This is a genomic window from Prevotella sp. P5-92 (genome assembly GCF_002251245.1).
In the GTDB taxonomy this organism is placed as follows: domain Bacteria; phylum Bacteroidota; class Bacteroidia; order Bacteroidales; family Bacteroidaceae; genus Prevotella.
Map to the genome: position 1 here is coordinate 1 of NZ_NPJG01000039.1, position 12,380 is coordinate 12,380.

General features: G+C 38.6%; 9 protein-coding genes. 8 read left to right on the top strand and 1 reads right to left on the bottom strand.

Features of this window, described 5'->3' with window-relative positions:
- Positions 1–203 precede the first annotated feature (203 nt).
- From dinD to CIK99_RS04240, 4 genes are all read left to right on the top strand, one after another.
- Entirely contained in the window at positions 204–1,043 is an 840-nt protein-coding gene (gene dinD / locus CIK99_RS04225; RefSeq protein WP_094380120.1) for a DNA damage-inducible protein D, read from the top strand.
- 222 nt (positions 1,044–1,265) lie between these two features.
- Positions 1,266–1,481 carry a hypothetical protein gene (locus CIK99_RS15565; RefSeq protein ID WP_094380122.1) on the top strand — a complete coding sequence of 72 codons (216 nt, stop codon included), beginning with the start codon at positions 1,266–1,268 and terminating at the stop codon, positions 1,479–1,481.
- Positions 1,474–3,216 carry an McrB family protein gene (locus tag CIK99_RS04235; RefSeq protein WP_094380125.1) on the top strand — a complete coding sequence of 581 codons (1,743 nt, stop codon included), beginning with the start codon at positions 1,474–1,476 and terminating at the stop codon, positions 3,214–3,216. Before CIK99_RS15565 ends, CIK99_RS04235 begins: the two co-directional genes overlap by 8 nt.
- On the top strand, positions 3,216–5,513 hold the full coding sequence (locus CIK99_RS04240) for an LlaJI family restriction endonuclease (protein ID WP_094380127.1): 2,298 nt from the start codon (positions 3,216–3,218) through the stop codon (positions 5,511–5,513). The genes CIK99_RS04235 and CIK99_RS04240 overlap by 1 nt, the downstream gene beginning before the upstream one ends.
- A 4-nt stretch (positions 5,514–5,517) precedes the next feature.
- Here CIK99_RS04240 and CIK99_RS04245 read toward each other — a convergent pair whose 3' ends face one another.
- Positions 5,518–6,675, bottom strand: a complete 1,158-nt coding sequence (locus CIK99_RS04245) for a hypothetical protein (RefSeq protein WP_144007892.1) — start codon at positions 6,673–6,675, stop codon at positions 5,518–5,520.
- 516 nt (positions 6,676–7,191) lie between these two features.
- Here CIK99_RS04245 and CIK99_RS04250 point away from each other — a divergent pair.
- From CIK99_RS04250 to CIK99_RS16005, 4 genes are all read left to right on the top strand, one after another.
- Positions 7,192–7,416: a hypothetical protein gene (locus CIK99_RS04250; RefSeq protein ID WP_094380132.1), complete on the top strand. Its 225-nt coding sequence runs from the start codon at positions 7,192–7,194 to the stop codon at positions 7,414–7,416.
- Between the two features lie 71 nt (positions 7,417–7,487).
- A complete protein-coding gene (locus CIK99_RS04255; protein ID WP_094380134.1) occupies positions 7,488–8,927 on the top strand; it encodes an ATP-binding protein in 1,440 nt (479 codons plus the stop codon).
- Between the two features lie 90 nt (positions 8,928–9,017).
- A complete protein-coding gene (locus CIK99_RS04260; protein WP_094380136.1) occupies positions 9,018–11,351 on the top strand; it encodes a DUF2357 domain-containing protein in 2,334 nt (777 codons plus the stop codon).
- A gap of 566 nt (positions 11,352–11,917) precedes the next feature.
- Positions 11,918–12,184 (top strand): DUF4372 domain-containing protein, encoded by a 267-nt coding sequence (locus CIK99_RS16005; protein ID WP_158215896.1) that lies wholly within the window; start codon positions 11,918–11,920, stop codon positions 12,182–12,184.
- The last annotated feature ends 196 nt before the right edge of the window (positions 12,185–12,380 follow it).

Below are 12,380 nucleotides of genomic sequence, written 5' to 3' on the forward strand. Positions count from 1 at the left end.
AGATAATCTAATACCTGAAAACACCGAGGGGTTTGGGGGCGAGAAGCCCCCATCAGAGGCAACGATTCAGTATTAAGTGCTAATAATTGTTAATTAAGCGCATTTTTCTTATTACAGTTCATTAATTATCTATGGTTTATTTGCGAGAATAATAATAAAGTTGTACCTTTGCATAATATTTATAATTGTAGATTATTATCGTAATGAAACAAGAAGAAATAAGGCAACTGTTTCAGCAGTTTGAACAAGTAGCATGTATTTCCGGAGATGTGGAATGTTGGAGTGCAAGAGAACTATGTGAGTTGATGGGTTATACACAATGGCGTAACTTCATAAATGTCATTGACAAAGCTAAGGAGGCCTGCAAAAACGCAGGACAAAGTTTGGCTAATCATTTTGCTGACACCAGCAAAATGATAACGTTAGCAAAAGGTGCTGAGCGTCAGATAGATGACATTATGCTCACACGATATGCTTGCTATCTTGTAGCACAAAATGGCGACCCACGCAAGCCCCAGATTGCCTTTGCTCAAACCTATTTTGCAGTACAGACACGTCGTGCTGAATTAGTAGAACAACGTTTACTGGAATGGGAACGTGTAAAAGCACGCACAAAGTTACAGGAAACAGAAAGGATTCTTTCTGGAGTACTATATGAGCGAGGTATCAATGACAAGAGTTTTGCTGTAATACGCTCTAAAGGTGACCAAGCTCTTTTCCGCTTAAATACAGCGACCTTAAAGCGTAAGATGGGGATTCCATACAAACGACCCTTAGCAGACTTTTTGCCCACCATTAGCATTAAGGCAAAAGACTTTGCAGCTGAGATGACAAGCGTTAATGTGCAAAGTAAAGACCTTCATGGAGAAATTGGCATTACGAGAGAGCATGTCGACAACAATGCCGCTGTTAGAAAAATGCTTGTAGAGCGTGGCATAATCCCAGAGAACCTTCCAGCTGCAGAAGACGTTAAGAAAGTCGAAAGAAGGTTGGCAAGTGAACAAAAGAATGTGCTGGGAAACAAAAACAAATCAAAAGTATGAGGACAAATGATATTTGTATATTAGATTTTGAGGTAGATTTATATGGCATCTTTGGAAACATATAACATAGCAAACAATAAGGCATTCCAAGAAATTTGGAATGATGCCTGTGCGGAAGGTTTTAAGAACTTTTTTATATATCAGAATGAAAAGGACTTCCATAGATATATACCTGAGGAAGTATATGGTGTATTCGATTGATATGGAAATTTTGTTGGAGATTTGCTCGAAACTGATTTCTGTAATTTTTTCAATGATGACACCATTATCAGTATTGATGAGTACCTGTCATACGATCATACAAGAGATAAAGCAGAGGATTATCCTACAGACATAGGCAACTACTTCGTTAATAAGGATAGGATGGATGCCATTCCTTATATAAAGAAAAAAAGAACGATAATTGTTATAGTTGAAAAATTGGGAAAATATGAATAAGAACAATCCACATTCATTAAAACAAGAATTCACAGAATACGCAAGGACGTGTATTTTGTCAAGAAGACCATCTGACAAAGAAGATTTCGTAATCGGTCGTTCCGCTGCCGATAGCTATGTTTCATTTGTAGAGGTCGATAAACTTTTTAGTTATAATCCTGAGAAATGGAAAGATATCAATAGTATTTTCGATATTGATAGTTCTGAAAAAATAAAAGAAATATATCTTGAGTTAATCAGTGACAGTGGGTTTAATCAAGTTGACAGTCAAGGAACCAGCCAATATTTCAGAAGCAATGCCATCAAGCAATACTATTGTTTTTTAAAAGCAAGAGAAGTTGTGCTTGGCAAAACCGCGACCAACTCATATCTTGATAACCATTCCGAAAGCACACAAAAAGCAGATAACAGTGCATTTCAAATCATATATTATGGTGCCCCTGGCACAGGAAAGTCTCATCGTATAAAGAAAGAGCTGAAGCAGATGAATGTGCCTAAGGAGAACATCTTCCGCACTACATTCCATCCTGATAGTGACTATTCTTCGTTTGTTGGTGCTTATAAGCCAACTATGAAACCTGTTGATGAAAAGTATAGGAATGTAGTGGGTAAAGATGAAGAAATTGCATACTCTTTTGTCCCTCAGACATTTATAAAGGCATATATCCAGGCTTACAAGAATCCAAACGAGAATGTGTATCTAATCATTGAAGAGATAAACCGTGGTAATTGCGCTCAGATATTTGGTGACCTATTCCAATTGCTCGACCGTGATGATAATGGTGTGTCTGAATATCCGATTAAAGCCGACTCTGATTTGAAAATGTATCTTGAAGGGGAACTCGGAAAGAACCATGACGGCATAAAAGACGGGGAACTATGCCTTCCATCCAATCTATACATTTGGGCAACAATGAACACAAGCGACCAAAGCTTGTTTCCTATTGACTCTGCCTTTAAGCGCAGATGGGATTGGGAATATGAACCTATCAAATATATGAACACGGATTGGGGAATTGAGATTGGCGGCAATTTATATTCTTGGACATCGTTTCAGAAAGAAGTCAACAATAGGATATTCGAAGCGACAAATTCTGAAGACAAGATGCTTGGCGATTTCTTTGTCAAACAAAATAACAACGTTATTTCTGAGAAACAGTTTATTAATAAAGTGTTGTTCTATCTGTGGAATGACGTTTGTAAGGATGGAGATGGCGACATCTTCAAGGCTGACGACAATAAGGACGTGAAGTTCTCTGACTTATATGGTGAGAATGGAACAGATATAATGCTATCAATGATGAAATATTTAAATATTGCTCTTCTCCCTGAAAAGAAAGAAGATAATGAATATGTTAATAATGAAGAATACACGACATCTTACAATGGTAAAGAGAGAAAACAATACAAGTACACAATTAATGATTCATCTGAACAATACAGCACCCCACAAGCTGTAAAACATATCATTGAAGAATATGCAGTTGAACACGAAAACATTTCCGTTGAGGAAATGATAGAGTTCTGGAATAGAATATCAGAAAGAAATAATTGTTTGCGCGCTTCTTGGGAGCCATCTCCAAATGACAACCAATCCTTTGCAAATAAAAGGTATCAACCCATTCGATGGGCAGACAAAACCGTATGGGTAATTAGTGGTTGGACGGAAGATATATTTAAGAGATTCATTCACAATGTTAAAAAAGAACTTAAAATAGAAATCAAGAAAGTATAATGCTTCTATTCATCGAAGGCTACCCATACAATCTGAATGCCATTGTCAAAGACGGGCTTTCAGTTAGAGACATACTCAAGGATGTAGTATCTGTTCCAGTAAAGGAAGAATACTATGCTTTTGGGTATGTGGGCTATTGTTATAGCAAGGCGGCAAAGGATGTGATATTCTTCTTGCCAAAGGTGGTCTTGACAGGAGAACGCAATGAGGATAATGGGGATGACACCATTTTCGGTGCTGCACCGCATGACATAATCGACTTTAGCTCAGATTCTACTAAGGAGAAATTTACCGAAGAAGGAAGTAAGGAGTATAAGGAGTTCCTATCCACCTTGTCAATCTGGATTTACCGAACAATAAGCGTATATAAAGAGACGCATAACGACAATATTCTTGAAAGTAAGGAATACCAAGGGGAAAGCAGTGGAAAAAAGGTAAAGCATAACACGCTTCTCGATGTGATTATCGCTCTTCGTGATTTTAACAAGGACAACCAAGACTATTTTACGTTTATTGCTAAAAATGTTCATACGGGAGTAAACAAAATTCAATGGCAGAAAACAATAACATCTACCAATCCAATATTTCTGAAAGGGCAACCCGTTTACACTGACCCTGTAAACAGGAAAAAGATGGTGAACTTTGACGAGGAACTCCTTATCATTTTCTTCTCTATCCTCAACTATATCAAGGAAGAGCATGGTTTCTCGTTTTATATGAATATCAACTACCAACTGATTAGTCATGACAAGATTAAGCGCTCATACATAGGGAAAAACTACGGTTGCCGTAGGCTGAAGCAGATAAAATATAAGTATTTCTCAGATAAGGCTCTCAGAATATGGGACTTGTGTTATGCCTTCTTCGACAGGGAATACAAGATTTCCATCAACAGGCAGGCTGAGGACTTCCTTCTTGCCAAGGACTTCGACCACATATTTGAGGTGATGATTGACACGCTGATAGGTGGTGAGGACAAGAACAAGTTGCCAAAGGAACTGACAGAACAACGTGATGGGAAATTGGTTGACCACATGTTTATTGGGCAAGGTCTGATAGAACAATCTGACTTGCCAGCGGAACTGACATACTACATCGGCGACAGCAAATACTATAAACGTTCAAAGAATGATACTGTAGTGCTTGGCGACAAGTCGATATACAAGCAATATACATACGCAAAGAATGTAATCCAATGGAATATGAACCTATTCCTTGATGATAGTGATGATGGTGAACAACCTCAGTTGCGTGATGCGTTGACTGAAGGGTATAATCCCATTCCCAACTTCTTTATTAGTGCAAGGATTCCAAACAAAAAAGAGGGCAGCAAGTTTCTTTCATTTGATGATGCCCAATTAGTAGAGCAGGCTAATGGAGTGCAATTTAACCGACAATTCGAGAATCGCCTTTTCGACCGCGACACTCTCCTACTATGCCACTACGATGTCAACTTCCTCTATATCGTGTCACTTTACGGCAGGGCTAACAAAAGCAAACAGGCTACATGGAGAGATTACGTAAGGAAGAATTTCAGACAAAAGATACAGGAAACATTCAATAAACTATATACGTTCCGTACTATCCAGCCTCGTGCAGGCAAGGATTGTTATCAATTCCTGAAAGAGAACTTCAGCCAACTGAATGGTAAGCTCTATCGTTCCAAATCAAACAAGAACTATTTGGTATTGGCGTTGATGAGAGGCGATGATGAGAGCAAGGCATTGTGGCAATCATTAAGTCTTAGACAAGCATCAATAGAAAAAGAGATTACCGAAAACAACAACATCATAACAAAACTTCAAAGCCATTTCTATGTCAGCGATGCATTTACTCTTGATGAGGAATTGCAGATAGATGACTTACCAAATGTTGGCACATTGAAACCGCTGCCCGAGGAATCAAAGAAACAAGGAGTATTGATGGTGATGATGGAAAACTACGAAGCAAAGCGTCCTGAGTTCCTTCCTGCAGGCAAGATTGCAATAGGTATCAAATATACAAGAGACGGCATTGAGATAGCTGAAAACCTTCAATCTATCGGATATTTGCTATTACACAATCGCAAAGCAGAAGGCCAGCATCTTTTCCATGCCAAGAACGTACGTCTGGTGAAAAATGTAGATGAATTGCCAAGTGATATTTATAGGAACATACAAACGACAGAGATGTATATCTTGGTCGATATTGACAATAATAAAGAATTGGATTCTTCAAATATCAATGCCGCAAAGAAAACATACACTCCTCAGACGATAGATGATGCTCAATACTCTTTGATTAATGACCTCTATTAATATTTCATGATTTACGCAGGTTATGCTCCAATGGTTCCTTTACGTAATTACCAGATTCTTCATCATACCTATATGTATATTTTATAACAAAATCATCAATTGTAAGACTATCATTACATAGAAACTCCGTGATTGACTGTTTCTTGGACAATATATAATCAACAGCGGACAAGGGAACCAGATACAATAGTTCGGGAGAACTGGGTTCCCCTCCAACACCTATTATGAACCATATTGAAATAGAGGTATCATCGCTATATGACTTGAACAACTCTATTCTCTCAGGGAAGAATACATCCTTTTTAAGACTTGTCGGTAACTTCTTTCTCCACTTACATTCCAATGCCACTTTCTTCCTATGATCTAAAGAAATGACAAAATCAGGATAACTGTTGGATTCAGGGAAGACACCTGCGATTGACTTGTCTCCCCTCCACTCTAACAACTTCATGGTATTTCCCTTGCTTCCAATACCTAATAATTCTAACAATACAAAATCCTCAAACTCACGCCCTTTCAATAACTGTTCTGGAAGCGTAATAGAAGATATTCTGTTTTTTATGGAAAGGTATGATCTTCTTAGTCTTTTATGTATTTCATGCACACCAAGGTCTTCATAAAACATCCTTAATAATGTTTTGTCTTCGCCAACCGTCCAACGAGAGTTTTTTTTGTCAAGTTCTTCTGCTGCCATCCGGGCATCTCGGTTCAACAATAATTCAACATTTTTCCTGCCTGCCAGAAGTGAAAATACTGAACCATTGGAATTGACATACCCACAGACAATCTTGTCTGCCATATTAACTACAAATTCATTTCTTAGTCTTGGTGTCTGACCTGCCCCACGAGGTTCGTCTCTTTCTAATACCAAGATTAGCATACGGCCTTCCTTTAAAGCCATCTCTATCTGCAGATTGTACACATCAGTAAACCTTTTCATAACGACCAATATCGTAGGTACTTTATGAACGAGCAAAGATGTCATTACTTCAAATTCCATTTCTGTTGTCTTGAAGCACATCACACAATCTGTTTCATAAAGATTTTCTACCCAATCGAATATTATTGGATATATTTCATAAGGAGTATGCTTTGAACAGAGGAAAAGAGTCTTTTCTCTTTCCAACAATTGCTCATTACCAATCTTGTTTATTATTCTCATTTTGCCAGTTTCATTTTTCGGCTTCAAAGATACATAATTCTTTTCACTTAACAAAGAAAATATTAGAAATTATTCGATAATATTCTCTTTGCGTCAGATAATAGATAAATATGATGGATGCATGCAAGGCAGTTGGACTGCCAGAACCATAATATGGTACTGACGGGGGATTTGTATGGATTACATTTATGCGTCCGAACTCTGTTACTAACTCTGTTACTAACCCTAACACCAACCCTAACACCAACCCTAACACCAACCCTAACACTAACCCTAACACTAACCCTAACACTAATGGTTCACAACAATTGTCAGACAAACATAAAGAAATATTGGCATTTTGCATTGTTCCGAGGAGTAGTAGAGAAATATTGGAGCATATTGGTGTAACATATCACAATAAAAACATAGAAAAATATATCAATCAACTCATTGGTTTAAAACTATTAAGAAGAACCATTCCGAATAACCCATATTCTCCATATCAAAAATATGTAATAAAACAATTATCAAGCAATGAGAATACTGATTGAAGAATATCAATACTCTGTCACTGACGAGAAAAGAAGAAATGATTTGAAAGTCATCCTGCAGGAGTTGGGCGGATTTGAGAATCTGGAAAGAAAAGTCAGTGTTAACTGTGTTGGATACTACTACAGTACCCAACTCAAAGACTGTGTGTTTATTCTTCCTAAGGTGCTCATAATGGATATGGTAACAATGGAAAGGTACTTGTCTTAATGAATGCAGTCAATCAAAAGGATTGGGGTATTACCATACAAAAAAATGTTTAGAAGTAATCACATTGGAATATGAATAATAGGAAAGAAGCGGCTCTTGACGCGTTGCATAGAAGCATTCAACCCGTACCGCAAGAACTCAATGAAATTGATTGGAAAGGAGGATTGTCGAGCAAGACAGATCGCCTAGCTCAGCATATTTGCGCCTTTGCCAATCTAAGTGGAGGTGGTTTCCTCGTTTTTGGAATTAGCGATGATGCCGAATTTGAGGAACTTGACAAAGCGACGATCGAGGAGACCACAAAGAAACTTGGCAATATAGCCAAAAACAACTTAGCGTGGTCCATACAATTGGAACATGCAGTTCTAGAATATGAGGGTCATGCGCTTCTTTTCATACGTATTCCAGAACAGCAGAATAAACCAGTATATCTGCGAGGACGTGATATTTATGAGGCATACATACGCTCGGCTGGTCATACAGTCAAGATGTCGCGTGAGCAGGTACACGAAATGTTAGCCCTGTCACATGGTCTTACGTTTGAAAAACGAGTTGCTCGTAGTGCCGTTATGGATGAAACTGTATTGGAGCTTCTCGATTACGAAAAACTATATGAACTAATAGACAAGCGCATTCCCCAGAACAAGAGTCGCATCATGGATCAGATGTGTGAGTTTGGCATGATAGAACGCAAGGATGACCGATACGACATTCTCAATCTTGGAGCAATATTGTTTGCAAGAAAGCTTAAGGATTTTGGACTTGAGAACAAAGAGGTCATTGTACGTAAATATTCTGGGACGAACAACCTCGTTATGGAGCTGGAGTACAAAATGTCTGTTGGCTATGCTGTTGGTTTCGAGGATATTGTTGATACTGTCATGCGATTTACTAGCAAGGAGAAGATTGAGGTACGACGAGAAGCTGTCCCGACCTATCCTCGCGTGGCAGTAAGAGAATTTGCTGCAAATCTCATGGTTCATCAAGATTTCGGAATAACAGGTATGCCTATCACGATAGAGATTTTTGCAAATAGACTAGTTATTACCAATCCCGGTTATTCCCTTAATGATGTTAACAGACTCATAGATCTACCACCGCATTCTCGTAATGAACAGATGGCTCAATTGATGCTGCAATTAGGCTTATGCGAACGACGTGGAAGTGGGGTTGACCGTGCTGTAGAGGCAATGGAAAAAATGCTCTTACCTGCATACAAAGCAGAAAATGGAAGTGATTTTACCCGTGTAACACTTTATCCCAAAAAATCTGTATCTGATTTAACAAAGGAAGAACGGATTGAAGCATGCTATCAGCACTGCTGTCTTGCTTATGCTGACAATGAAACAATGAATAATCAATCAGTCAGGGAACGTTTCGGATTAAATAAGAATCAAGGAACAATAGCATCACATATTATTGCTGATACTGTTGCTAAAGGTTTGATAAAATCTTCCAATCCTGATTCTGATTCTAGGAAGTTCGTTTCGTATGTGCCTTTCTATGCCTGATATTTATCTTCACAGAAAATCCATATACGTCATAAGTATCTAAAAATCAAACAGTTCTTATCTTCGCAGAAAATCCAAAGTCTGAAAATAATGACCAAAGACCATCTTGAAATACCCATCTTAGGCAACTTCGGAGAAATCAGGTTGTGTATCTATCCGTCCTCAAACAACGCTATGCTGTTTCAGGAGGAAGATGCTGTGGACTATGGCGAGTCACGATGGCAGCTACAGGAGGGATGTACTTACGAGTATGAATTAGTGTCGGACAATGGCCACACATATCAGTTCATGTATGAGGATGAAATCGTTCGTTTCTCTCATTCTCCACGACATCCTAATGCTGGTACATTGAAAACAGGTATTTATGTGGGAGCCCTGTCGCTTCCTATCAGAGATACAGAGCTTGACTGTGAGGTCGCCAAAGTAGAAATAGAGATAAAGTCTGTCAAGGCAGAATATAGAACTGACTATCGAAAGATGTTGGAGGATATTACTGCATATTATACAGACTTAGTGTTGATGCAAGGCAGTCCTGTTACGCAGAAGTTAGAAATTGATAACGAGACTCCACAGCAGACTCTTTACCAGCGATATGCCTTTGTGCGCAGCATTGTGGAAAGTACAGCTTTTCAAGAGGCAATACACAAAATAATTGCCAATCCTGTGCGCAAATGGGAAGAGACTATAGTGGAGCGAAACGTTAGCAATGTAAAGCGGTTAAGTCGTAAGAACATGCACCAGATTGCAACAGCTCGTGACCGTATTCCTGTTTATAACGGAGAGGAATTAGGTTTGCCACATGGACTGAACTCAATACCTCGCACGTTGACGGTTGCTTATAAGCGTGACACTCTTGACAATCAAGAAAATCAGTTCGTAAAATTTGTACTTCGTTCATTCAGTTCGTTCTGCTCAGAACTTCGTGGCAAAAAGAATGCCAATGACCGTCTTAAAGCAGAGATTGACAAGACGATGGATGTACTGAACGGCCATTTGAGTATGCTCTTTTTCAAGCAGGTGTCAATGCCATCGCAGTTGAACTTGAATAGTCCTGTTCTACAACGAAAGGAAGGCTACCGAGAGATATTGCAAGCATGGTTGATGTTTGACCTTGCAGCCAAATTATCTTGGAAGGGGGGAGACAACGTCTATGAGGCAGGAAAGAGAAATGTCGCTGTGCTCTATGAATACTGGGTGTTCTTCAAGCTCATGGAGGTTATTGGCCGAGTCTTTAAAATTGACCCAGTTAGCGTTAACCGACTTGTCAAGACGGATTCTGATAGGATTAATCTTGAGATTCAACAAGGCAAGATGACAGTGATAGAAGGCTTGTATGATGCAGGTAGCCGTAAGTTTAATGTAAGGTTTTACTATAATCGTACATTCGCTCATACACGAGAGGATAATGAAATATCCATGTCTGGTTCGTGGACAATGAATATGCGTCCTGACTATAACCTTTCAATATGGCCGGGAGAAATCTGCATGGAACAGGCAGAACGTGAAGACTTGATTGTTCATATTCACTTTGATGCAAAATACAGAGTTAACAAGATAGACCTTGGCGAGGACAACGCTATGAGTGAAGACGAGATTTCTGAAGACTTGCTCAACGAAAAGAAAGAACAAGAAGAAGGAATCTATAAACGTGCTGACTTGTTGAAGATGCATGCTTATAAAGATGCCATTCGCCGAACAAGTGGAGCATACATCTTATATCCTGGTACCGTGGAACGCCGATTAAAAGGTTTCCATGAAATAATACCTGGATTAGGCGCATTCTGCTTAACACCATTAAACTATGATGAAGAGCTTTTATCATTGCAGGTGTTCCTATTAAAAATAGTAGAGCACATGCTCGACCGCACAAGTCAGCGTGAGAGGATGTCATATTATGTCAACAATGTTTACAATACGCCATCCAAGAGCGTGCGTGAGGAAATGCCAGAACCAGCAGGTGATAATCGCGGATTCTTGCCAGATGAAACATGGGTGGTTTTAGGCTATGTAAAAAATGACAAACACTTGGAATGGATTCGTAAAAATGGACTGTACAACTTCCGCACTGGTACTCAAAAAGGCTCAATTCGCTTAAGCCAGAATCTTGTATCAAGTCGCTATTTACTCTTACATGCACATGGCAAGAGTATTCAATTCGTACGCCTGTCAGACGAAGGTCCTCGTGTGTTTCGGCGTTCTGACCTGCTAAAGATGGGATATCCTCCTTCTGAAGATGAGGAAAAAAAGAAGGATGATATATACATTGTTTATCGTTTAGATCCCGATAATACTGAATCTGAATGGCAACAGTATCATTGGAAAATATGTGAAGTAACTAATAACAAGGGAAATCTCTCTGCCGTACCAGAGCCAGTCAGATTGAGTGACCTGATGCTAAAAGCTAAAAAGATTATTTTACAATAAACCATTAAAAAATAGTAGATATGACAAAAATGGAGACCTTCTGGTTGTTTGAGGAAAGGAAATTCCGAACCGTATATAACGATACCGAGGAATGTATTTTGTATCCTGTAAGAAGAATGTGTTGACTTGCCAATAATATGCCATTATGCCAGCTATTATGCCATTAAGAAAAAAGAAATGTTGTAGTAACCTCAGTACAACGGAGGTTACCACGATCATGCTTCAGTTTCACATGTACCACTTTGATTTAACGAGGTACTGACGGGGGATTTGTATAGATTACATTTATGCGTCCGAACTCTGACACTAACTCTTACACTAATGAAAAATCATGTTTTTCGCCTTGAAGAGGATGGTGGACTTCTGTTTAAAGTTACCACAATACCTTGATTTAGCGCAGAAATGTACTAAAGATATATAAAAAAACACTTGTTTTGAGACACTGCTGTCCCGTTAAGGTCAGAAGATTTTAAAATAATTAGCTAATATTCAACGTTTTACGAGCAATATTTTGTGTATTTGATTTGATTTTGTATTTTTGCACTCGTTAATAAATGACGTGTGCAATGAACAAAGGTAAAACCATATTCTCTCAGATAATGTCACTGATTCCAGAACGTGATTTCAAGGCATGTGTTGACCGCTATAAGGGAAACTATCGATCAAGGAACTTCTCTTGTAAAGATCAGTTCTTAGTCATGAGCTATGCCCAATTAACAGGTCGTGACAGTCTCCAGAGTATAGAAAATTGCCTGTCTGCGCTATCCAGTAAGCTATATCATTGCGGTATTAGTTATGCTGTACCTCGTAACACATTGGCTCAGGCAAACTAGAAACGAGACTGGCGTATCTATATTAGCCTTAAGGTAATTCAATTTTTAGACTAAAAATGGCTGTTTTTTACGTGAATTTGGCAATTTTTGACGTGAATTTGGCAATTTTAGCCTTAAAAACCTCTATTTTTGGCCTAAAAATGGCAGTTTTTGACGTGAATTTGGCAATTTTGGCCAAATTCAGATGGCTATTTTT

Excerpts from the sequence above, each read along its gene's own strand:
- CIK99_RS04255 (WP_094380134.1), top strand. The coding sequence starts at position 7,488 with ATGAATAATAGGAAAGAAGCGGCTCTTGACGCGTTGCATAGAAGCATT.
- CIK99_RS04245 (WP_144007892.1), bottom strand. The coding sequence starts at position 6,675 with ATGAGAATAATAAACAAGATTGGTAATGAGCAATTGTTGGAAAGAGAA.
- CIK99_RS04235 (WP_094380125.1), top strand. The coding sequence starts at position 1,474 with ATGAATAAGAACAATCCACATTCATTAAAACAAGAATTCACAGAATAC.
- CIK99_RS04260 (WP_094380136.1), top strand. The coding sequence starts at position 9,018 with ATGACCAAAGACCATCTTGAAATACCCATCTTAGGCAACTTCGGAGAA.
- dinD (WP_094380120.1), top strand. The coding sequence starts at position 204 with ATGAAACAAGAAGAAATAAGGCAACTGTTTCAGCAGTTTGAACAAGTA.
- CIK99_RS16005 (WP_158215896.1), top strand. The coding sequence starts at position 11,918 with ATGAACAAAGGTAAAACCATATTCTCTCAGATAATGTCACTGATTCCA.
- CIK99_RS04250 (WP_094380132.1), top strand. The coding sequence starts at position 7,192 with ATGAGAATACTGATTGAAGAATATCAATACTCTGTCACTGACGAGAAA.
- CIK99_RS04240 (WP_094380127.1), top strand. The coding sequence starts at position 3,216 with ATGCTTCTATTCATCGAAGGCTACCCATACAATCTGAATGCCATTGTC.